We start from the raw sequence: 24,372 nt of genomic DNA, 5'->3' as shown, positions 1-24,372 counted from the left end.
ATAAGGAGGCATATATAATGTTAAAAGGAAGAAATTTAATAGATCCTAACGACTTTACAATAGATGAACTTGAAGAGATTTTTAATTTAGCAAATCAAATTATAACATGTCCTGAAAAGTTTTCACATGTATGTGATGGGAAGATTTTAGCAACTCTTTTTTATGAACCAAGTACACGTACTAGATTTAGTTTTGAAGCCGCTATGTTAAGACTTGGAGGTAAGGTTATAGGTTTTTCTGAACCAAATTCAAGTTCTACATCTAAAGGTGAGAGTATAGAAGATACCGTAAGGACAGTGGCTTGCTATGCAGATATTATTGCAATGAGACATCCCAAAGAAGGAGTTCCAAAAACAGCTTCAATGTATTCTACTGTACCAATTATAAATGCAGGGGATGGAGGACATCAGCATCCTACACAAACTTTAACAGATTTACTTACTATTAAAAATTTAAAAGGAAGTTTTTCTAATCATACCATAGGATTATGCGGAGATTTAAAGTTTGGAAGAACAGTTCATTCTTTAGTAAAGGCGTTATCTAGGTATGAAAATAATAAATTTATATTTATATCACCAAAAGAATTATGTATGCCTGATTATATAAAAGAAATATTAAATCAAAATAATGTAGAGTTTATAGAGGTAGAAAAAATAGAAGAAGTTATAGATAGATTAGATATTCTTTATATGACTAGAGTACAAAGAGAAAGATTTTTAGATGAAGAAGAATATTTAAGATTGAAAGATACTTATATACTTGACTTAAAAAAGCTTAATAAAGCAAAAGAAGATATGATAATTATGCACCCTCTCCCAAGAGTTAATGAGATAAGTAAAGAAGTTGATGAAGATAAAAGAGCTTGTTATTTTAAACAAGCTAAATATGGAATGTTTGTTAGAATGGCTCTTATTTCAAAATTGCTTGGAGTAATTGAAGGGGAGGATATATAAATATGGAACTTTTAATTAAAAATGCAAGAATAATAGATTGCTCACAAAATTTCTTAGGCGATGTATATATAAAACAAGGAATAATACATGAATTAGGGAAAGATTTAAAAAAAGAATGCAATGTAATAGATGCAAATGGATTAGTGCTTATGCCTTCTTTTATAGATTTACATGCTCATTTTAGAGATCCAGGTTTAACTTATAAAGAGGATATATTAACAGGAAGTTTAGCTGCTGTAAAAGGAGGATATACTGCGGTTAATTTAATGGCAAATACAAAACCAGTCTGCAGCAGTATGGAAATTGTAAATTATGTAGAAGAAAAAGTAGAAAAAATTAAATTGGCAGATGTTCATCAAACTGTATCTATAACTAAAGATTTAAAAGGAGAAGATATAAGTCATTTAGACTCTTTAGAAGATAAGGTTAAGGTTATATCAGATGATGGTAAAGGGGTTTTAAATAGTAAAGTAATGCTTAATGCTATGATAAAGGCAAAAGAAAAAGGGATTATAGTAATGTCTCATGCAGAAAACGAAGAGTTAACAGAAATTGATACAAGACTGGCTGAAAATACAATGACTTTAAGAGATATAACTCTTGCAAAATTTACAGGTTGTCATCTTCATATTTCTCATGTAAGTACTAAAGAATCAATTGAATATATAATTGATTCAAAAAAAGAAGGATATAAAATAACTTGTGAAGTTACGCCTCATCATATTGCACTTACAGAGGATAAAAACTATGCAGTAAATCCACCGCTTAGAAAAAAAGAAGATATAGAAGCCTTAATTAAAGCTATAAATGATGGATATGTTGATGCAATAGCTACTGATCACGCCCCTCACAGTTTAGAAGATAAAGAAAAAGGTGCCAATGGTATATCTGGTTTAGAAACGGCTTTTTCTGTATGCTATACAAAGCTTGTAAAAGAAGGCCATATAAGCTTAAATAAGTTATCAGAGCTTATGTCAAAAAATCCTGCTTATATTATGAGATTTAATAAAGGAGAAATAAAAATTGGATATGACGGAGATTTGGTACTTGTAGATATAAATAAAAAATATAATGTAGATTGTAAAAATTTTGTATCTAAAGGTAAAAATACTCCTTTCCATGGAATGGAACTTTATGGAGAAATAATTAAAACTATAAAAAGCGGATTAGTTGTTTATGATAAAAATTTTAATGGCAAAAGGGAGAGAAATTATGATTATAGATAGATTATATGAGAGCGTAAAAAATAAAGGACCTGTTTGTGTAGGACTTGATACTTCTATAAATTATATACCAAAAGAGTTTTTAAACAAATATACTTCTTTAGAAGAAGCACTTTTTAAATTTAATCAAAGAATTATAGATGCAACCATAGATGTTTCGGCATGTTTTAAAGTTCAGATAGCTTATTATGAAGCACTAGGAATTAAAGGACTTACAGCATATAAAAATACTTTAGAGTATATAAAATATAAAGGCGGTATTGCTATTGCAGATGTAAAAAGAGGAGACATAAAAGATACAGCGGCTATGTATGCAAAAGCACATTTTACTGGAGATTTTGAAAGTGATTTTGTAACTTTAAATCCGTATATGGGGCTAGATACTTTAGAACCTTATATGGAATATATTAAAACAGGTGAAAAAGGGGTATTCTTACTTATAAGAACATCTAATAAAGGTGCTGAAGATATACAGTATATAGAAAATGCACATGGAGAAAAAGTATATAATTTAGTTGGATATAAAATAAATGAACTAGGGAAAAAATATATTGGTAAATATGGATATAGCCTTATTGGCGGAGTAGTTGGATGTACTCATGTAGATGAAGCGTTAAAATTTAGAAATAACTTAGAAAATACTTTCTTTCTAATACCAGGATATGGAGCTCAGGGAGGAACTTGTGAAGATGTAGCTTTATATCTTAAAGATGGTAATGGGGGAGTAGTTAATTCTTCAAGAGGAATACTCTTAGCTTATAAAAATAAAGAAGGCAGAGAAATGGAATTTGATTTATGTGCAAGAGAAGAAGCTATTAAAATAAGAGATGGCATTGCAAAAGCTGTTGGAGGGGAAAAAGGTGAGCATAAACTATACAGAAAATAAAGTTATTAGTAATATAGAAGTTTCAAAAAATATTTATAAACTTTATGTTAGCGGAAATTTTAATGTTAAACCTGGACAATTTTTTATGATTAGGGGATGGGGTGAATATCCTCTTCTTCCAAGACCTTTAAGTGTACATGATAAAGATGAAAATGGAGTATATTTTTTATACTCTGTTTTAGGAAAAGGAACAGAACTTTTAAAAAAACTTAAATATGAAGACAAAATAGAACTTTTAGGGCCTTTAGGTAATGGATTTGATGTAGAGAACATAAAAGGCAATGTTGCTGTAGTATCTGGGGGAATAGGCATTGCTCCAATGCTATACCTTACTAAAAAACTCACAAATTGTACTGTAGATTTATTTGCAGGTTTTAGGGATGAAACTTTTTCTATAGAAAATTTTAAAGAATATGTTTCAAACATAAATATAGCCTCTGAAAGTGGTAAATTTGGTTATAAAGGTTATATAACAGATATATTTTATCCTGAAAATTATGATGTAGTTTTGTGTTGTGGACCTGAAGTTATGATGAATAAAGTTATTAAAATGTGTAGAGAAAAAAATGTACCTGTTTATGTTTCTATGGAAAAACATATGGCATGTGGATTAGGTGCCTGCCTTGTATGTACTTGTAAAACTACTAATGGAAATAAAAGGACATGTAAAGATGGGCCTGTATTTTTAGGGGAGGAAATAGTGTTAGATGCTTAATGTTAATATATGTGGAATTGATTTTAAAAATCCTGTAATAGCAGCCTCTGGGACTTTTGGTTTTGGAGAAGAATATGCTAATATATATGACGTAGAAAAGCTTGGAGGCATATGTACAAAAGGGCTTACATTAAATAAAAAAGAAGGAAATGAAGGAATTAGAGTCTTTGAAACAGCAAGTGGAATACTAAATAGTGTTGGACTTCAAAATCCAGGTATAGATTATTTTATAAATAATGAATTAAATAGAATGAAAAAACTTAATACAGTTATAATTGCTAATTTAGGAGGTTCTACTTTAGAAGAATATATTGAAGGGGCTTATAAATTAAGTCTTTCAGATGTTGATATGATTGAGCTTAATATATCTTGTCCAAATGTAAAGTCAGGTGGTATGGCTTTTGGGATTAATTCGAAAATTGCTTATGATGTAGTAAGTAAAGTAAAAGAAGTTTGTAAAAAACCACTTATTGTAAAACTTTCTCCTAATGCTGAAAATATAGTAGATATGGCGTATAAATGTACAGAAGCTGGAGCAGATGCCCTATCGCTTATAAATACTTTAAAAGGAATGGCAATAGATATAAAAAAAAGGAAGCCAGTATTTAAAAATGTTTTTGCGGGCCTTTCAGGACCTGCAATAAAACCTGTAGCATTAAGGATGGTATATGAAGTAGCAAAGGCTGTAGATATTCCTGTAATAGGTATTGGAGGAATAACTAATTATGAAGATACTATTGAATTTATTATGGCAGGAGCTTATGCGGTTCAAATAGGTACGGCAAACTTTTTAAAACCTGATATATGTTTAGATATTATATATGGTATAGAAAAATTTTTAAATGATAATGGGATAAAATCATTAAATGAAATAAGAGGTATAGCATAAGAAAGGATGAAAAATTATGAATAATAATGTTATGGAAATATTAAAAGAAAGTGAAGCTATTTTGGAAGGACACTTTTTATTATCTTCTGGGAAACATAGTAATATGTATTGCCAATGTGCAAAACTTCTTCAATACCCAGATAAAGCAGAAAAAGTTATAAGCGTAATTAAAGAAAAAATAAAAGATATTGATTTTGACTTAGTAGTAGGTCCAGCTATGGGTGGTATAATAGTAGCTTATGAGCTTGGAAGACAGACAAAAAAGAGGGCAATATTTACAGAAAGAGTAGATGGAGTTATGACTTTAAAAAGAGGATTTGAAATAAAAAAGGGTGAAAAAGTTTTAATAACAGAAGATGTAGTTACCACAGGTAAATCCTCTATAGAAACTGCAGAGGTTATTAAATCTTTAGGTGGAGAAGTTGTAGGAATAGCTTGTATAGTTGATAGAAGTTCTGAAAAAATAGATTATGAGGTATATAGTTCTATAAAATTAAACATAGATGTTTATGATAAAGATAATTGCCCTTTATGCAAACAAAATTTACCTTATATAAAACCAGGCAGTAGAAATATAAAATAGTAAAATATATTAAAAATAAAAATTATTATTTCTATACTTTTCTGCTGCTCTTATGTAAAAAATATATCTGTAAATTTATAAATAAAAGCCATGTATAAAAAGGATTTTCCGTATTTATACATGGCTTTTAAACTTCCTTAAATATCTATTTTAAATATTTATAAAGTGAAAATTTATTAAACTCTATAAAATTATATAAAAAATTACTTTAAATATTATTAAAGATTAATAACAAATTTTATTTTAATATAAATTTTGTAGAAGTTTTGCATAAGTTTTAAAAAATAATACAAAATAAAAAATGTGGTATAAAACTTAAAAAATACTGTATAAGGAAATTTTATGTGGAAAGAATATAAGATATATGTGATTAAGGATGTGATATTGCTTGGATGAAATACTAAAAGGAAACTTAATTATAATAGGAGGGGCTGAAGATAAAAAAGGAGAAAAAAATATATTAAAAGAGGTTTGCAGTAAGATAGATAAAGAAAAAGATGAACTGGTTATAGCTACTATAGCTACAGATCTTCCAAAAGAAGTTGGATGTGAATATAAAAATATATTTGAAAATCTTGGAGTAAAGAACATAAATGTATTAAATGTTGAAGATAGAAAAGATACTCATAAGATAAATAATATAGAAATGATAAAAAAAGCTTCTTTAGTATTTTTCACAGGTGGAGATCAATTAAAAATAACAAGCATATTAGGGGGAACTCCTTTATATGATATCATACATGAAAGTTATGAAAAGGGTTGTGTATATGTTGGAACATCTGCAGGAGCTTCGGTAGTAAGTGACACTATGATAATCACAGGTGAAGATGAAGAATCTCCTAAAAAATGTACTTTAAAAATGGCACCAGGTCTTGGACTTATAAAAAATGTAGTTATAGATCAGCATTTTGCACAAAGAGGAAGGATAGGAAGGCTTCTTGTTGCAATAGCAGAAAATCCTGAAAGCTTAGGTATAGGTATTGATGAAGATACTGCTATTGTGATTTGCAAAGAAGGTAAATTTAAAGTAATAGGTTCAGGAGCAGTTTATATAATAGATGGAAGTTCTATAACTTACACTAATGTTTCAGAACAAAACCCTGAAGAAATACTTTCTATGTTTGACATTAAAATGCATGTTTTAAAAAATGGCGATAAATTCAATTTAAATATAAGGCAGCCAATTAAGGAGGATAAACAAAGTAAAAATGAAAATAGTGGACGTTAACGTTTTTGAGGGCAGAAATATATACTCTCATAAAAAATGTATAAGAATGGACTTGGACTTAGAAGGTTATTGTGAAATTCCAAGTAATAAAATAGAAGGATTTAATGAACGTTTAATAAAACTACTGCCTGAATTAAAAAAACACAGATGTGGAATAGATGAAGAAAGAGGATTTTTTAAAAGATTAAAAGAAGGTACTTATCTTGCACATATTTGTGAGCATTGTATTATAGCATTACAAAACATGATTGGAATTGAAGTAGCTTATGGAAAAGCTAGAGAAATAGAAGAAGACAGGTACTATATAATATATCAATATGAATATAAAAATACTGCAGTAGAAGCTGGAAGATTAGCTGTAGATATAATAAATGCTTTAATAAACAAAAAAAATTTCAATATAAGATCAAGAATAAAGCTTCTTAGAGAAATTTTATTAAATGAACAATTAGGACCTAGTACTTTAGCTATATGTGAAGAAGCTAAAAAAAGAGGTATACCAGTTTTAAAAATAGGTTCTAATAGTATGTTTCAATTAGGTTATGGTAAATATGGGAAAATGATAGAAGCTACTATATGCAGTGACACTAGTGGACTATCTATTGATATAGCTTGTGATAAACTTCTTACAAAGGAAATTCTTTCAAATCAGTGTATTCCCGTAGCTAAAGGAGATATAATAAAAAATCCAATGGATCTTTTATTTAAAAGTGAAAAAATAGGATATCCTATAGTATTAAAACCACGCTATGGAAATCAAGGGAAAGGCGTATTTATAGACATTAAAGATGAAAAAGAAGCTTTAAGAGCATATAGCATATTAAGTAAAAGTTATAAAGATATAATGGTAGAAAAATATATAGAAGGCAGAGACTTTAGAGTATGCATAGTAGATGGTGAATTTGCAGCTGCAGCAGAAAGAATACCACCTTTTGTAGTAGGTGATGGTGTAAGTACTATTAGAAAACTTATAAATAAAGTAAATAAAGACGAAAGAAGAGGAATAGGACACGAAAAACCATTAACTAAAATAAAAATAGATGAATCTCTTAATAATTATATAAACAAAAATGGATGGGATTTAAACTCTATTCTTCCTAAAGGTACCAAACTTTTCTTAAGAGAAAATGCAAATATTTCAACAGGGGGCATAGCAATAGATTGTACAGATATAATATGTAAAGAAAACATAGAAATTTGTAAAAGGGCTGCTAAAGCTATTGGATTAAATATTTGCGGAATTGATATTTGCTGTAATGATATAAGTGTACCTTTAAATGAAAATGGAGCTATAATTGAAGTAAATGCTGCTCCAGGAATAAGAATGCATCATTATCCTTATGAAGGTAAAAAAAGAAATGTAGCAGGAGCTATTATTGATATGATGTTTAAAGAAGGTAAAGGAAGTATACCTATAGTTTCTGTAACTGGTACAAATGGTAAAACAACTACTACAAGACTTATAGGGCATACACTTTCTCTTATGAATTATAATGTAGGTATGACTACAACAGGTGGAATATATATAAACAACAAGTGTATAGATAAAGGAGATACAACTGGGTATAAAAGTGCAATGACAGTACTTAGAAATAAAGAAGTTGATGCTGCTGTTCTTGAAACTGCAAGAGGTGGAATAATAAAAAAAGGTCTTGCTTATGATTTAGCAGATGTAGGTGTTATTACAAATATAACTGAAGATCACATAGGCATAGATGGAATAAATACAATAGAAGATTTAGCTTATGTTAAATCTCTTGTAGCTGAAGCAGTTAAAGATGAAGGTTATGTAGTTATTAATGCAGATGATCCTGTAAGCAGAACAATTATCGATAAAATTAAAAGCAATATTATATTTTTTTCAATGGATAAAAATAATAAACTTCTTAGAGAAAACTTAAAAAAAGGTGGTTTTGGCATCTATTCTCACGAAGGATATATATATATTGAGAAAAAAGGGAATGCATTTCCTCTTATAAAAATAGAAAATATAAATATTGCTATGAATGGAAAATTAAAATATAATATTGAAAATTCTATGGCAGCGTGTGGAGCTTTGGTAGCTCTTAATGTTGATTATTCTGTAATTAGGAAAGGGTTAATGACTTTTGGATGTAATGAAGAACAAAATCCCGGGAGATTTAATATTTATAATTTAAATAAAGGAACTGTAATATTAGATTATGGACATAATATAGAAGGGTATAAAGCTGTGCTTGAAGGAGCAAAAAAAATAAAACACAATAGATTATTAGGGGTAATAGGAGTACCAGGCGATAGACTTGATAAAAATATTTTAGAACTTGGAAAAATTGCAGGGACATATTTTGATTATATATATATAAAAGAAGATAAAGACAAAAGAGGAAGAAAGCCTATGGAAGTAGCTAAACTTTTAGAAAAGGGAGTTTTAAATTCAAAATTTAACCCCAAAAATATGGAAATAATATTAAATGAAGCTGAAGCTCTTAATAAAGCTATTGAAAATATAAGATCAGGTGATTTGATAATAGTATTTTTTGAAGAATATGAACCTCTTGTAAAATTAATAAAAGAAAAAATAAGTTGTGAAAATGAGTCAGAAAAAACCTTAACTATGGTATAAATTTAATATATAAAGCTAGGTTAAAAGATAAACGAATTTATTGTAAATAAAAAAGTTTATCTTTTAATTTAGCTTTATTTTTTTAAAATAATATAATATAATGATACTTAAAATTTATATGGAAGGAAGAAAATGATATGCAGTTAAAAGCTTATGCTAAAATTAACATGTCACTTGATGTAGTTGGTAAGAGAGAAGACAATTATCATCTTTTAAAAATGATAATGCAGACAATTGAACTTTATGATTTAATTACAGTTAATAAATCAGAAAAAGATATAAATATAATATGTAATAAAGCATATATTCCAAAAGATGAAAGAAATTTGGCATACAAAGCAGCTAAACTTTTTATGGACACATATAATATAAAATCTGGAGTAGATATATATATAGAAAAAAATATACCTATTGCGGCAGGGTTAGCAGGTGGGAGTACAGACGCTGCAGCAGTTTTAAAAGCTATGAGAATTTTATTTAATCCTAATATAAAAGATGAAGAACTTATAAATTTAGGACTTCAAATAGGTGCAGATGTTCCATTTTGTATTGTAGGAGGAACAGCTTTATGTGAAGGAATTGGAGAAAAATTAACTATACTTAAACCTTTTAAAAACCATATTTTAGTTATAGTAAAACCTCCATTTGGTGTATCTACAAAAGAGGTTTATCAAAATTTAGACATAAATAAAATACATAAGCACCCTAAAACAGATGAAATAATAAAAGCAATAGAAAATAATGATTTAATACAAGCTTCATATTTTATGAAAAATGTACTTGAAAATGTAACTTTAAGAAAATATAGTGTATTAAAAGATATTAAAAATGAAATGCTAAAATTAGGAGCTTTAGGTTCTATGATGAGTGGCAGCGGGCCTACTGTATTTGGATTTTTTGATGATATTATGAAAGCTGCAAAATGTTATGACAGATTTAAAGAAAAATATAATGAAGTATTTATAACAAGAACAATTTAAAATAATAAATAGGAATATATTTTAAAAGAGATATTGTATTTTTTAGAATGATAAATTAATTTTTAAAGACTTATATATAACATGATTAAACTACAATAAGCTGTAAATAAATTTTCGCTATACATGAGTGTATGTTTATTATTGATTTACTTTAAAATATATTTATCAGTTCTAAGGGAAAATACTTTTGTTGGATAATCATAACATAAAAATTATAAATAGCATACTACATTAAATTTAAAAATTTAATGTAGTATGCTTTATTTTTATTAATGTATATTTTATAAATTTACAGCGAAAAATATTTAATAATACTAATCTATAAAAATTATAAAAATGGAGGAATACTGTGCAGATTATAAAATTGTGTTCAAAATATTTTTTAATATTAATGTTAGTGCAAGGGATAATAGCTGCATTTATAGATACTTATTCTTTTAAAAGAAGTCATTTAAATTATATAGCAAGAAAGGCAAGAATTTTAGGAATAGGATCTATTATTATAGGGATAGTTTTATATTTTTTAAATATAAAGCTGTAATTATTAGATATTTAGCATAAAACTAAACAATAAAATAAGAGTTATTTAAAATAGCAATATAATGCAAAATATATAATTACACATTACATAAAATTAAGGAAGTGATAGTTTTGAAAGAAATAATCAGAGATTTAATAACTCCTAAAGTAGATGAAAACATATCATATTTAAAAGAAATTTTAAAAGATGCTTCTGATATTGTATATAGAGAATTTAACATTGGACAATGGAAGGCGGCTATTTCATATATTGATGGTATGGCAGATAAAGAAATTATAAATAATTTTATTTTAGAATCTGTAATGCTTAGAAGCGAACGGGTAAATAATGTAATGGATATAAAAAACAACATTTTAACTGTTTCAGACATGAAAGAGATTTTAAAATTCAGTGAAGGGGTAAATGCTTTAATGTCAGGAGAAACTATAATGTTTATAGAAGGTATACCGGCTATATATGTTATAGCAACAAGGTCATGGCCTGCAAGGGGAGTTTCAGAGCCATCTGGAGAAACAGTTATAAGAGGTGGAAGAGATGGATTTACAGAAACTATAAGATTTAATACTGCACTTATAAGGAGAAGAATTAGAGATACAAGGCTTAAATTTGTTTCTAAATCTATAGGAGTAAGATCAAAAACAGATGTAGTTATATCTTATATAGATGACATAGTAAATAAAGATATTCTTCAAAAGGTAATGGAAAGAATAGATAAAATAAATATAGACGCGGTATTAGATAGTGGATATATAGAACAGCTTATAGAAGACAATAAATGGTCCCCTTTTCCACAAATGCAAAGCACAGAAAGGCCAGATGTAGTAGCTGGTGCACTTTATGAAGGAAGAGTTGCTATACTTGTAGATAATTCTCCTTTTGCAATTATAGCACCAGCAACATTTCCAAGTCTTTTTCAAACACCAGATGATTATTATCAAAGATGGATGAATTCATCTATGCTTAGAATTATACGATTTTTAGCTATATTTATAGGAATGATAATGCCGGCTTTATATGTTGCAGTAACATCATTTCATGTTTCTATTATACCAACCAAACTTGCATATTCAATAGCAGCTTCTAGAGAAGGAGTAGCATTTCCTGCTTTTGTAGAAACTTTAATAATGGAAGTTGCTATGTCGTTTTTAATAGAAGCAGTAGTAAGACTTCCTAAAGCTATAGGTTCTACAATTGGTATAGTTGGAGGTCTTATAATTGGGCAGGCTGCAGTTAGTGCAGGAATAGTAAGCCCTATTATGATAATAATAGTTTCTGTAACGTCTATAGCAAGTTTTATAACTCCTAATTATGAATTAAGTTCGGCTTTAAGGATTTCAAGATTCTTTCTTATAATACTTGCAACTATTATGGGATTATATGGTATATCACTAGGACTTATAATTATTCTTATACATTTAGCAAAACTACAAAGTTTTGGGATACCTTATTTATCTCCAATAGTACATCCACATAAAAAAGATTTTAAAGACATATTTATAAGAGCTCCTCTTAATATGTTTAAAAATAGACCAGAGTTTATAGAACCTAGAGATAAAATAAGGCAAAAATAAAGTACTGTATATAAGAATGGAGGAATCCAATTTATGAATAATAAAGGATTTATAAGCAAATATGGATTACTCTCTACAATTGTAGTAACTGTTACAGGAGTAGGAGTATTTGCATATCCTAATCTTATGGCAAATGAAATAGGAACTGATGGATGGTTTGTTGCTATATTATCAGGATTAATAGTTTTTTTATTTTTATCTTTAATATATAAAGTAATTATAAAAAATAATTACCAGACTTTTTATAATATTTTAGAAGATAATTTAGGCAAAGCAATGAGTAAAATTTTTGGGATTATATTTTGCATACACTTTATTTTTTCTATATCTTTGGGTATGAGAATTTTTACAGAAGTTATAAAAATGTATCTGCTTGAAAGAACTCCAACAGAATTTATAATTTTAGTTATGATTTTTACAGGAATATATTTAGTAAGAGGAGAAATTCCAGCTTTGATTAAATTTAATGAAATAGCTTTTCCTGCAATGTTTATACCAATAGCTATAACACTTATATTTTCAATAAAAGGAGGTAAAGCAACAAATTTACTTCCAGTTCTTCAGCATAAACCTGATGATTATTTAAGAGCTTTAGTAGATTCTACTTTTGCATTTGGTGGATTTGAAATTGCATATATGGTTTTGCCATATATGAAGGACAAAGATGGAATAAGAAAAACATTTTTTAAAAGTATAAGTATAATTACAATATTTTATGCTATAGTTACTATACTTTGTATAATGTTTTTTTCTAAGGAACATACAAAAGAACTTCTTTGGCCTACAATAACACTTATTAGAGCTATAAATATGCCAGGGGCTTTTATTGAAAGATGGGAAGGTGTTGTTATGGCATTATGGGTGCTTTTTTATTTTACTACATTTGTAAATATGTATTATTTTTCTGGAGATATTATTAAAAATATTTTCAATTTACACGATATAAAATTGTCCTCTATTATTTTAGCTCCTATTGTATACATAATAGCTTTATATCCTCAAAATATAGCTGAAGTTTATGATGTTTCTAAAAAAATTAATCCGGTTTTATCTGTATTTAGTTTTTTAATATTACCTCTAATATTGCTGTTTTTTGGTAGAGCAAAAGAAAGGGGGAAAAATAAAAGTGAGACATAAAAAAATATTATCTATAATTTTAGCTTCTCTTTTATTTTCTACTTTATTTACTGGATGCTGGGATAAGATGGAAATAGATAAACAGCTTTTTATATCTGTAATTGCCGTTGATCTTGGTAAAGATTATTCAAATAAAAAAGAAGCTAAAGAAATGAAATTATCTGATCCATTTCAAGGAAGAGTTCAGCAAAAAAAGCTTTCTATAACGTATGGTTTCCCAGATATGAGTGAATTAGGGCCGGGGAAAAGCGGAACAGCAAAAGATCAATTTATAAATGTAGATGCAGCATCTATGGAAGATGGTATATTTGAAGCTACTGGTAAAAGCAGTAGAAGTATATATTTAAGTCAAACTAAACTTCTTATGATAAGCAGTGGAATTTTAGAAGATCCAGATATATTTAAAGAAATAATTGATTATATAGAAAGACATCCAAATTTAAATAAAATGATGCAGATAGTAGTAGTAGAAGGCAGTGCAGAGGAATACGTTAAATATCAGCCGCCTATGGAAAAGAATGTTGAATATTATTTAACAGGACTTATGGAAAATACTAAAAAAAATTCTACAATATTACCTGTTACAGTAAGTGAAATGCTTATTCAATTAGGGCAAAATGGTAATGCTATTATACCAAAATTAGAGATTGAAAAAGAAAAAAATGAAATAACTTTATCTGGTGTAGCTATAATAAAAAATTATGGACTAAAAGGTTATTTAACAAGGCTTGAAGTTGCTGATCTTGAAATAATGAGAGGAAATGCAAAAGGTGGGAAAAGAGTTATATATAAAGAAGGTCATCCTATAGATGTTAATATTGAAGATATAGATAGAAAGTTAAGAGTATCAGGTGATAAAAATAAATTAAAATTTAATATAGATATTAAGATTGAAGGGCAGCTTAAAGGATATTATATAGATAACAATGTTTTTTCAAAAGAGGAACTTAATTCTATAGAAAAAAATTTTAGTGATTCACTTAGCAAAGAATGTAATACAATAGCTAAAATGCTTCAAAATAACTTTCAAGTAGATCCTATAGGACTTAGAGAATATTTAGAGGAGAGGAAACCATCTCTATGGAATGAAGTTAAAGATAATTGGGATGAAGTTTATAAAGATGCAGATATAAATGTTAATATAAATTTCAAAGTACGAAGAATCGGAATAACTAAATAAAAATATTTTAATTGAATAATTAGTAAAATACTGGAAATAATATTAAACAAATAAAACAATGCAGGGGGATATACAATGAAAAAAATAATTTATGTTTTAGTTTGTTTAATTATTATATTTACTATATCTATAGGGAATTCTAGTGTTAAAAGTGCTGATAATGAAAATTTAATTCAATATTCAATAGAAAATAAAATTATAAGATTTCATGTAATAGCAAATAGTGATACTTCTTTTGATCAAGCTTTAAAACTTAAAGTTAGAGATGAAGTTTTAAAATATATAAATCCTAAATTAAAAAATTCAAAAAGCATTGAACAATCAAGAAATATACTAAAAGCAAATGATGAAAAAATAAAGCAAATAGCAGAATCTGTTATAAAATCAAATGGATATAATTATAGTGTAAATACTACATTATCAAAAGAAAATTTTCCTATAAAAACTTATGGTAATATAACATTGCCACAAGGTGAGTATGAAGCTTATAGAATAATTATAGGAAACGGAAAAGGCCAAAATTGGTGGTGTGTTATGTTTCCTCCTTTATGTTTTATAGATATAAATAAAGGTGAAGTAGCTTATAAAGAAACAGAGAGCACTATGAAAAAAGTGCTCTCAGAGGAAGAATATAATGCAATAGATAATCAAAAAACTGATAAAAATAAAGACTTATTAAATAAAGATAAAGAAGGTGAATTAAATAAAGAAAAAGGAGCTGAAAATGGAGATAAAATTATAATAAAATTTAAAATAGTTGAAGTATTTAATGATATTTTTAAAAAATAAAATCTGCCCGGTTTTATAGATAATAAGTAATTAATATTGTCTATATAAGCTGGGTTTTAATTTTTACTGAATAATAACAAATATAACTACAAATACTATTTAGAGAAATTACAAGAAAGGAATTTATGGGAAAATATTCATAGGAGGCTTAGTATAATGAAAATGACAAAAAAAAGAATTATATATACTTTAGCTGTAACTTTAATAGTTGTATTTTCAACTACATTTGCAGTTTTGATGACTCTTGAAAGAAATGATTATAGAAATTATCTTCAAGGGGAATATAGTAAAAATATGTACGACTTAATAACTTCTGTAGAGAATATAAGAGTAAATTTAGGCAAAGCAGCAGTAACAGGTTCAAGGGAACAAAAGATTGTTACATTCCAAGAGATATTTAGATATAGTGCAATGGCTAATGATAAGCTACATTCTCTGCCTATTGAACAGCAATATATAAATAATACCAGTAAATTTATATCGCAGGTAGGAGATTTTTGCTATAGTCTTGTAAAAGCTTCTTCTGAGGGAAGAGATTTAACACAAGAGGAATATAATACAATAGATAGATTAAAAAATGATGCATTTACTCTTGAAAATGATCTAAACAATTCATTAATGGCAATAAATGAAGGAAGTGTGAAATGGGGAGAGATAAGGCAGAAAACAAGTGGAGTTTTCGCAAAAGATAGAGAAGAGGAAACTCTTACTAATAAATTTGAAAATATACAAAAACAAGTTGCACAATATCCTGCTCTAATATATGATGGACCTTTTTCAGATAATGTTCTTGAAATAAAACCTAAAGTATTATCTGAAAAAGAAGTTTCGGAAAAGGCTGCAAAAGATGTAGTATATAAAGTTATTGGGAAAGATAAAATTGAAAAAATTGAAACTTTATCTAGTGATGGAAAAACAAGAATTCCTTCTTATAGATTTAATGTTACATTAAAAGGAAGAGAGAAAAATGAAAATGTAGTAAATATTGAAATTAGTAAAAACGGTGGTAAAGTAGTATATATGCTTGATAATAGAATAATAAATAATCCAACTATTGATATGAAAAAAGCAATAGATTTAGGTAATAAATATCTTGAAAAATTAGGTTATAAAAATATGTTTTCTACATATAGTCTAAGATATGATAATACAGCAATAATAAATTATGTATATAAAGAGGATAAAACAGTTATATATCCAGATCAAATAAAACTTAAAATAGCTATGGATGATGGAAGTATATTAGGAATAGAATCTGAGAAATATTTAGTTGCTCATGATGAAAATAGAAAAATAGATAGTCCAAAAATAACACAGACTCAAGCAAAATCAAAAGTTAGTAAAAGACTTAATATAACTACTGAAAGGCTTGCTTTGATACCAACAGAATCTAATAAAGAAGTATTGTGTTATGAATTTGTTGGAAATTACAAAGATGATAAATTTATAGTTTATATAAATGCAGCAACAGGATTTGAACAAAAAATAATTCAAATAATTAATACTCCTAATGGAGAGTTAACTATGTAAAATATGAATTTATCTTTTAAAGGTTTTAATACATGGGAAATTAATTATAAAAAATAGAAAAAGATTAAGATTATAACTTCTGTCATTATATTCTTAATCTTTTTCTATTTTATTTTTATAAGTGGAAATAAGATAATTTAGTGATATAATATTATATAGTAATTTTTGTATTATATAAGGAGAGAATGGTTTATGAAGAAAAAGGTAGCAGTACTTTTTGGAGGTCAATCAACAGAACACGAAGTTTCTAGAGTATCAGCAGCATCAGTTTTAAGAAATATAAATCAAAGCAAGTATGATGTTTATCCTATTGGAATTACTAAAGAAGGTAAATGGTTTGAATATACAGGAAGTATAGATAAAATTGAAAATGGACAATGGGAGCAAGATGAATATTATAAAACTCCTGATGGACATAAGTTTTTATTTAATAAAGAAGTAGATGTAGTATTTCCTGTGCTTCATGGACTTTATGGGGAAGATGGAACTATACAAGGGCTTTGCAAGTTATTAAATCTTCCTTGTGTAGGCCCAGGAGTTATGTCTTCTGCAGTTTGTATGGATAAAATATATACTAAATACCTTCTTGAAAGATTTGGAATAAAACAAGCAGAGTATGTAGTAGTAAATGCCTATGAGTACAAAGAAGATAAAGACAAAGTTATTTCTAATATAGAAAATATTTTAACTTATCCAATTTTTATAAAACCATCTAATAGTGGATCTTCTGTTGGAATAACAAAAGCTCATAATAAAGAAGAACTTGAAAAAGGTATTAAAGAGGCTTTAAAATATGATAGAAAGATATTAGTTGAAAGAGGATTAAATGCTAGAGAAATAGAAGTTGCAGTGCTTGGGAATGATTATCCTAAAGCTGCAGTTCCAGGAGAAATAATTCCAGCTAAAGAATTTTATGATTACGAAGCTAAGTATCAAAATGAAGCTTCAAAACTTTTAATACCAGCTGCTTTAAGTGAAGATAAATTAGAGTATATAAAAGAAACAGCAATAAAAGTTTATAAAATATTAGATTGTGCTGGTATGGCAAGAGTAGATTTTCTTGTAGATAAAGATACCGAAGAAGCTTATTTAAATGAAGTAAATACTATACCTGGATTTACTAAAATAAGTATGTATCCTAAAATGTGGCAGGCATCTGGCAAGCCTTATGAAGAATTAATAGATGATCTTATAGAACTTGCTATAGAGAGAAATAATAACTAATTAACTACTTAATTGGAGGAACACAAATGAGTAAAAGGGCTATTATTACAATAGTAAGCAAGCAAAAAGATTTAGAAGATGACGCTATAGAAGTTGTTACGCCAGGAGAATTTTATATAGAAGATAATTATTACTATGCTGTTTATGATGAAACAGAATTATCAGGAATGGAAGGAACAAAAACTAAAATTAGAATTTCAGAAAATGACTTTTTACTTACAAGAACTGGGACAACAACAGGAGACATGAGATTTATAAAAGGAAATAAAGATAAAACAATTTATAGTACTCCTTATGGTGTTATTGAAATATCAATAAATACTAAAGATTTAATAGTTAATATGAATGATAATGGAGGAGAAGTTATAATAAATTATGATATGATTATAGCAGGACAAAGTCCTCAAAAAACTGAGCTTAAAATAAATATTAAAGCATAAAAAGAATTTATAAAGCTATTGCGAAGTAATTTTTATTTTGCAATAGCTATTTTTTTGTTTCAGGTTTATTTTAGGAATTTTTGACAATAATTTAAATAGGTAGTGGAGGTGTTAATATTGGATACAATTACTAAAAAAGAGGACAAATATATAAAAATAATAGAAACCATATGCGAAATTAAAGGTATAAGCAAAAATGATATTCCTAAAATATTAAAAGACAGAGAATGCAAGTATTTATTATTTTTACTTCTAAAAAAATATAAATGTGCAGATATAGAAATGCTTAATAAGGATTTTCTTATAGAAAGTCAAAAATCAATTAATTACAATTATAAAAAGGCTGAAGAAAAGTTTTTTATAAATAAAGAGTTTAGAGATATGTATTTTGAAATAGATAACATCATCAACAAAAGTATATTATAAAAGATAGATTTATTATAAAATTAAATGTAACAGATAAAAAAATATAAAAAAAGTAACAAAAATGTATAGCATAATAAATAAGATTATGCTATTATATTATAGTATTTTTAAAATCAAAAAAACAGTATACTTAAGGTAATTTCCATTATACCATGCTATTTTATATTTGTCAATTATTTATTATATTTATTATGTATGATTAATTTATGTATGATTAATTTATGATAATGTCCCAATATACCACAATTTCTGTTGATAACTGCACAAAAATAATTAAAAAAGCACTATTGAAACTGGTGCCAATAGTATAAAATTTGGGACATTTTTTAAAATAATTGACATTGTTTTAAAAAATTATTTATTGTAGGGGGTGAAATTCTGCTCTATTTATATGTTGAGCAGGTTTTTTATGAATAATACAAAGTATATTTTTGTAACAGGTGGAGTTGTATCTTCTTTAGGAAAAGGAATAACAGCAGCTTCTTTAGGAAGACTTTTAAAAAATAGAGGATTTAAAGTTTCTATTCAAAAATTTGATCCATACTTAAATGTAGATCCAGGAACTATGAGCCCTTATCAGCATGGAGAAGTTTTTGTAACAGATGATGGAGCGGAAACAGATTTAGATTTAGGACATTACGAAAGATTTATAGATGAAAATTTAAGTAAAAATAGTAATGTTACCACAGGTAAAATTTATTGGTCGGTAATATCAAAAGAAAGAAAAGGAGATTATCTTGGAGGTACTGTTCAGGTTATTCCTCATATAACTAACGAAATAAAACAAAGGGTATATAGAGTTGCTAAAGAAAAAGATGTAGATGTAGTTATTACTGAAATAGGAGGAACTGTTGGTGATATTGAATCACTTCCATTTTTAGAGGCTATAAGACAAATAAAATATGAAGTTGGTATTGAAAATGTGTGCTTTATTCATGTAACTTTAGTACCTTACTTAGGGAAAGCTGGTGAATTAAAGACAAAGCCAACTCAACATTCTGTAAAAGAATTGAGAAGTATAGGAATTCAACCTGATATTATAGTGTGCAGATCAGAAAAACCTTTATCTGAAGAATTAAAAAACAAAATAGGTTTATTTTGCAATATAGAAGGAAGTTCAGTTATTCAAAATTTAGATGCAGAAAATCTCTATGAAGTACCACTTATGCTTCATAAAGAAGGATTAGATTCTTTAGTTTGCAAAAAACTTAATTTAAATTGTAGTGAAATTAATAATAAACCTTGGATAGACATGGTTGATAAACTTAAAAATTTATCTAAAAATGTAAATATAGCATTAGTTGGTAAATATGTTGAATTGCATGATGCATATATTTCGGTTGTAGAAGCATTAAATCATGGTGGATTAGCTAATGATGCTAATGTAAATATTAAATGGATTGATTCTATAGATATGGAAAATAAAAATCCAGAAGAACTTTTAGCTGATGTGGATGGTATTTTAGTCCCAGGAGGTTTTGGAGATAGAGGAGTAGAAGGAAAAATAAAAGCTATAAAATATGCTCGTGAAAATAACATTCCTTTTTTAGGAATATGTCTTGGTATGCAATGCGCTGTAATTGAGTTTGCTAGAAACGTACTTGGATATGAAAATGCAAACACTTCAGAAATAAATCCAGAAACTAAATATCCTGTAATTGATTTAATGCCAGAACAAAAGGATATAGATGAAAAAGGTGGAACTATGAGGCTTGGGCTTTATGCATGCAAGATTTTAAAAGAAAGTAAGGCTTTTAAAGCTTACAAAGAAGAGCTTATTTATGAAAGACATAGACATAGATATGAATTTAACAATGAATTTAGAAAAGAATTAACTGAGGCGGGACTTATACTTTCAGGAACGAGTCCTGATGAAAGACTTGTTGAAATTATAGAAATAGAAAATCATCCTTGGTTTGTAGGGGTACAGTTTCATCCAGAATTTAAATCAAGACCTAATAGACCTCATGCACTTTTTAGAGATTTTATAAAAGCTTCATTAGATATTAAAAATAAAAATTAAAAATAAATATATGGGTATATTTTTATTTTGTCGAATTAATTTATTAAAATCCTGCAAAAAATGTCATATTTTTTGCAGGATTTTATAAAAAGTTATAGAATTATTAAATTATACAAGAAAGGAAGTATATTTTTTAATTCAGGGGGTGAAAAAGGTGCTGCTTACTACAGACATTAGCATTGCCTTAAAAAATCACTACGGCCAGTATGAAATAAAAGAAATATCTTTATTTGAATTAAATAAATTAAAAAACAGTTTTTTAAATTTAGATGTAAGGCTCAATAAAAATAAAGAAGTAAGCTTTAGATTAAAATGTCCATTGTGCGGAGAATATCATTATTATAAATATAATATAAATGAAATTTTAAAACGTGATATGGTCATTGGGGGCTGTGAAATTTTAGGTATGCCATTATTTTTTATTGGTGATTGTAGAAAAGTTAATTGGAGAATAAAAAAATACAATCAAATAAATAAATCCATATATGCCATGATATAAGGGCTGCATAATTGCAGCTTTTTTTGTTTAAAATAAGAATGTATAATTTTGCAAATTATATAGATTTAAATAATAAAATAGTATATAATTTAGAGTATTGGTTTTATACATATCCAAGTATGAGAATAAATATAGCTTAGTAAAATAATAATCATAGTAGATTTAAATATAAGCATTTGATGGAAAAAGAGGATGCAATGTTATAGACATGACAGGTAATATATATTATTTAAATATGGAATATTATTATTTTACTAAGAGGCCGGCATTAATTTTGGATATTTATAATGATTTATTAATATAGGGTTAAAGTTTAAGGTATATAAAAAATATTTGGAGGTGCATTGTTTGCTTGGCAAAGATTTTGATAGCATGACTCTGATTGAAATTAGAGAAATTGCTAAAGAGTTAGGAATAAAAAACATATCTAAATTTAAAAAAGCTGAATTAATAGAACAAATCAAAAAAGTTTCTCCTGTATCAATTGAAAAAGATGGTATTGTATTAAGAGAAAAAATATCTCCCAAAAAAGAAAATTTTAATAATGAAACAATTGAAACTAATGAAATAAATGATAATCAAGAAAAAGAGGAAAACACAGTTAATTTAGATGATGTTAAATCTTATAATAAACATTTAGAAGAAGTAAAACCTTCTGAAGTAAAACCTTCTGAAATAAAACCTTCTTATGAAGAAAAAAGAGAAAAATTAAAAGAAATGATTAATGAATCGGACACTGCAAGAGGAGTATTAGAAGTTATAGAAAATAATTTTGGATTTCTAAGAGGAGAAAACTATTTATCAGGTCCGAATGATATTTACGTTTCCCCATCTCAAATAAGAAGATTTAATTTAAGAACTGGAGATATGGTAGAGGGTAAAGTTAGAATACCTAAAGAAGGTGAAAAGTTTAAAGCACTTTTATATGTTGAAAGTGTAAATGGTGAAAACCCTGAAAGAGCAGTTAATAGAAAGCGTTTTGAAACTTTAACACCTATATATCCAAATGAAAGATTAAAATTAGAAACAAGTCCTTTAGATTTATCTTCAAGACTTATGGATATAATTTCCCCAATAGGAAAAGGTCAAAGAGGAATTATAGTAGCACCACCTAAGGCTGGTAAAACTACACTTCTAAAAAAAGTTGCTAATAGTATCTCGATAAATCACCCAGAAGTAAAACTTATAGTATTATTAATAGATGAAAGACCAGAAGAAGTTACTGATATGCAGCGTTCTATAAAAGGAGAAGTTATATTTTCTACTTTTGATGAAGAACCAGAGCATCATGCAAAAGTAGCTGAAATGGTGCTTGAAAGAGCTAAAAGAATGGTGGAACAAGGGCAAGATGTAGTTATACTTTTAGATAGTTTAACTAGGCTATCTAGAGCGTATAATCTTACAATAACTCCAACTGGTAGAACTTTATCAGGGGGATTAGATCCAGGAGCACTTATTAATCCTAAGAAATTTTTTGGAGCTGCAAGAAATATAGAAGAAGGTGGAAGCCTTACTATTCTTGCTACTGCGCTTATTGAAACAGGAAGTAGAATGGATGATATGATTTTTGAGGAATTTAAAGGTACAGGTAATATGGAAGTACATTTAGATAGAAAACTTCAAGAAAGAAGAATATTTCCTGCGATTGATATTTATAAATCAGGTACTAGAAGAGAAGATTTACTTTTAACTCCAAAAGAGCAGGAAGTGGCTTTTAATATTAGAAAAGTTATGTATAGAGATAATAATATAGACTCAGTAACAGAAAAGCTTATAGCTCTTATGTCAAAAACAAAAGGAAATGAAGAATTTCTTGAGACATTTACAAAACTTGATATATTAAATAAAGACATAGGAAGATAAATATATAAAAATAAATATAGAAATAAAAAATGGGAAAGTTTTATCTTTCCCATTTTTTTTATTCTTCTGTGATGTTGAATTTCTTTCTGAATTTTTCAACTCTTCCGCCAACATCAACTATCTTTTGACGGCCAGTGAAGAATGGGTGGCATTTAGAGCATATTTCCACTTTTAGTTCTTTTTTTACAGAACCAGTTGTAAAAGTATTTCCACATGCACACTTAACCACAGCATCGTGGTTATATTCTGGATGTATGCCTTCTCTCATTTTTTTCACCTCTTTCGATTTTAGAACATGAACTCATATTCTTAACCAGTAAATTATAACATGGTAGATATTATGCGTCAAGATAAGGTGAAAGCTTAAATAGAAAAATAACTTATAAAGTTAAAATATTATCTTTAATAAATTATTAGTGTCTGATAAAATATACTTATGCACTTTATTTACAAAGGAGAAAGAAAGATGAGTAAGCTGTATTTTAGATATGGTGCAATGAATTGTGGTAAATCAACAAATCTTTTACAAGTTGCACATAACTATGAAGAGAGAGGAATGAAAGTAATTATAATAAAGCCTAAAACAGATACTAAAGGTGGAAATAAAATTGTATCAAGACTTGGAGTAACTAGAGAGGCAGATATTCTTATAAACAAAGAACATAATATATGCAATGAAGTTAGAAATTGGATAAATAAAAATGGAAATTTAGATTGTATTCTTGTAGATGAAGTTCAATTTCTAAAGGAAAAGCATATAGATGAACTTTTTGAAATAGCTGTTTTAATGGATATTCCAGTTATATGTTATGGACTTAGAACGGATTTTCAGATGAGAGGCTTTGAAGGAAGTTCAAGACTTCTCCTTTTAGCTCATAGTATTGAAGAATTAAAAAATATATGCCAATGTGGGAAAAAAGCTCTTTTAAATGGTAGAATTATTAATGGAAAATTTGTATTTGAAGGAGAACAAATTGCTATAGATAAAGAAAATAATATTGAATATCAAGCACTTTGCCCTAAATGTTATTTCAAATACAAGGAAGAATATGAAAAAAATAAAAAAGCATAGAAATATAAAGGGGTA

23 protein-coding genes are annotated in these 24,372 nt (G+C 27.3%); 22 read left to right on the top strand and 1 reads right to left on the bottom strand.

The features are described 5' to 3' along the window. Nucleotides 1-17 precede the first annotated feature (17 nt). From pyrB to rho, 21 genes are all read left to right on the top strand, one after another. The gene (gene pyrB / locus EGD97_RS08655; RefSeq protein WP_078682165.1) at nt 18-953 is read left to right on the top strand and encodes an aspartate carbamoyltransferase; all 936 of its coding nucleotides are present in this window, start codon (nt 18-20) and stop codon (nt 951-953) included. A 2-nt stretch (nt 954-955) separates the two neighbouring features. Further along, nucleotides 956-2,179: a dihydroorotase gene (locus EGD97_RS08650; RefSeq protein ID WP_078682164.1), complete on the top strand. Its 1,224-nt coding sequence runs from the start codon at nt 956-958 to the stop codon at nt 2,177-2,179. Beyond that, entirely contained in the window at nt 2,166-3,062 is an 897-nt protein-coding gene (gene pyrF, locus EGD97_RS08645) for an orotidine-5'-phosphate decarboxylase (RefSeq protein WP_078682190.1), read from the top strand. The genes EGD97_RS08650 and pyrF overlap by 14 nt, the downstream gene beginning before the upstream one ends. Beyond that, complete coding sequence (locus EGD97_RS08640) at nt 3,004-3,777, top strand: dihydroorotate dehydrogenase electron transfer subunit (RefSeq protein WP_127837052.1); 774 nt, start codon at nt 3,004-3,006, stop codon at nt 3,775-3,777. Before pyrF ends, EGD97_RS08640 begins: the two co-directional genes overlap by 59 nt. Further along, nucleotides 3,770-4,666, top strand: coding sequence for a dihydroorotate dehydrogenase (locus EGD97_RS08635; protein ID WP_127837051.1), 897 nt, complete (start codon nt 3,770-3,772; stop codon nt 4,664-4,666). Before EGD97_RS08640 ends, EGD97_RS08635 begins: the two co-directional genes overlap by 8 nt. 13 nt (nt 4,667-4,679) lie before the next feature. Then, entirely contained in the window at nt 4,680-5,249 is a 570-nt protein-coding gene (gene pyrE, locus EGD97_RS08630) for an orotate phosphoribosyltransferase (RefSeq protein WP_127837050.1), read from the top strand. Nucleotides 5,250-5,637: 388 nt separating this feature from the next. Then, complete coding sequence (locus tag EGD97_RS08625) at nt 5,638-6,477, top strand: cyanophycinase (RefSeq protein WP_078682160.1); 840 nt, start codon at nt 5,638-5,640, stop codon at nt 6,475-6,477. Further along, nucleotides 6,458-9,082 (top strand): cyanophycin synthetase, encoded by a 2,625-nt coding sequence (gene cphA / locus EGD97_RS08620; RefSeq protein ID WP_078682159.1) that lies wholly within the window; start codon nt 6,458-6,460, stop codon nt 9,080-9,082. The genes EGD97_RS08625 and cphA overlap by 20 nt, the downstream gene beginning before the upstream one ends. A gap of 137 nt (nt 9,083-9,219) precedes the next feature. Continuing rightward, on the top strand, nt 9,220-10,062 hold the full coding sequence (gene ispE / locus EGD97_RS08615) for a 4-(cytidine 5'-diphospho)-2-C-methyl-D-erythritol kinase (RefSeq protein ID WP_127837049.1): 843 nt from the start codon (nt 9,220-9,222) through the stop codon (nt 10,060-10,062). A 349-nt stretch (nt 10,063-10,411) separates the two neighbouring features. Continuing rightward, complete coding sequence (locus EGD97_RS08610; protein WP_078682157.1) at nt 10,412-10,603, top strand: CLC_0170 family protein; 192 nt, start codon at nt 10,412-10,414, stop codon at nt 10,601-10,603. A 110-nt stretch (nt 10,604-10,713) separates the two neighbouring features. Continuing rightward, entirely contained in the window at nt 10,714-12,174 is a 1,461-nt protein-coding gene (locus tag EGD97_RS08605) for a spore germination protein (protein ID WP_078682156.1), read from the top strand. A 33-nt stretch (nt 12,175-12,207) separates the two neighbouring features. Beyond that, on the top strand, nt 12,208-13,311 hold the full coding sequence (locus EGD97_RS08600) for a GerAB/ArcD/ProY family transporter (protein ID WP_078682155.1): 1,104 nt from the start codon (nt 12,208-12,210) through the stop codon (nt 13,309-13,311). Beyond that, nucleotides 13,301-14,491, top strand: a complete 1,191-nt coding sequence (locus tag EGD97_RS08595; RefSeq protein WP_164850188.1) for a Ger(x)C family spore germination protein — start codon at nt 13,301-13,303, stop codon at nt 14,489-14,491. The genes EGD97_RS08600 and EGD97_RS08595 overlap by 11 nt, the downstream gene beginning before the upstream one ends. 75 nt (nt 14,492-14,566) lie before the next feature. Further along, nucleotides 14,567-15,280, top strand: coding sequence for a stage II sporulation protein R (spoIIR, locus tag EGD97_RS08590; RefSeq protein WP_078682153.1), 714 nt, complete (start codon nt 14,567-14,569; stop codon nt 15,278-15,280). Nucleotides 15,281-15,436: 156 nt separating this feature from the next. Next, nucleotides 15,437-16,810, top strand: a complete 1,374-nt coding sequence (gene ypeB, locus EGD97_RS08585; protein ID WP_127837048.1) for a germination protein YpeB — start codon at nt 15,437-15,439, stop codon at nt 16,808-16,810. 192 nt (nt 16,811-17,002) lie between these two features. After that, nucleotides 17,003-18,034 carry a D-alanine--D-alanine ligase family protein gene (locus EGD97_RS08580; protein WP_078682151.1) on the top strand — a complete coding sequence of 344 codons (1,032 nt, stop codon included), beginning with the start codon at nt 17,003-17,005 and terminating at the stop codon, nt 18,032-18,034. 26 nt (nt 18,035-18,060) lie between these two features. Beyond that, on the top strand, nt 18,061-18,474 hold the full coding sequence (locus tag EGD97_RS08575) for a DUF1934 domain-containing protein (RefSeq protein WP_078682150.1): 414 nt from the start codon (nt 18,061-18,063) through the stop codon (nt 18,472-18,474). Between the two features lie 117 nt (nt 18,475-18,591). After that, nucleotides 18,592-18,900, top strand: a complete 309-nt coding sequence (locus EGD97_RS08570; protein WP_228201997.1) for a ribose-5-phosphate isomerase — start codon at nt 18,592-18,594, stop codon at nt 18,898-18,900. Between the two features lie 409 nt (nt 18,901-19,309). Next, nucleotides 19,310-20,923, top strand: a complete 1,614-nt coding sequence (locus EGD97_RS08565; RefSeq protein WP_127837047.1) for a CTP synthase — start codon at nt 19,310-19,312, stop codon at nt 20,921-20,923. A 154-nt stretch (nt 20,924-21,077) separates the two neighbouring features. Continuing rightward, nucleotides 21,078-21,422 (top strand): hypothetical protein, encoded by a 345-nt coding sequence (locus tag EGD97_RS08560; protein ID WP_127837046.1) that lies wholly within the window; start codon nt 21,078-21,080, stop codon nt 21,420-21,422. Between the two features lie 348 nt (nt 21,423-21,770). Then, complete coding sequence (gene rho / locus EGD97_RS08555; RefSeq protein ID WP_078682147.1) at nt 21,771-23,285, top strand: transcription termination factor Rho; 1,515 nt, start codon at nt 21,771-21,773, stop codon at nt 23,283-23,285. 58 nt (nt 23,286-23,343) lie between these two features. Here the strand turns inward: rho and rpmE are convergent, their stop codons facing one another. After that, nucleotides 23,344-23,553, bottom strand: coding sequence for a 50S ribosomal protein L31 (gene rpmE, locus EGD97_RS08550; RefSeq protein WP_078682146.1), 210 nt, complete (start codon nt 23,551-23,553; stop codon nt 23,344-23,346). Nucleotides 23,554-23,751: 198 nt separating this feature from the next. Between rpmE and EGD97_RS08545 the strand changes: the two genes are divergently transcribed. Next, a complete protein-coding gene (locus tag EGD97_RS08545; protein WP_078682145.1) occupies nt 23,752-24,357 on the top strand; it encodes a thymidine kinase in 606 nt (201 codons plus the stop codon). The last annotated feature ends 15 nt before the right edge of the window (nt 24,358-24,372 follow it).

Origin of the sequence: Clostridium prolinivorans (assembly GCF_004011155.1) — a bacterium.
Lineage (GTDB): Bacteria > Bacillota > Clostridia > Clostridiales > Clostridiaceae > Clostridium_AT > Clostridium_AT prolinivorans.
This window is presented reverse-complemented; position numbering and strand designations above follow the sequence as displayed.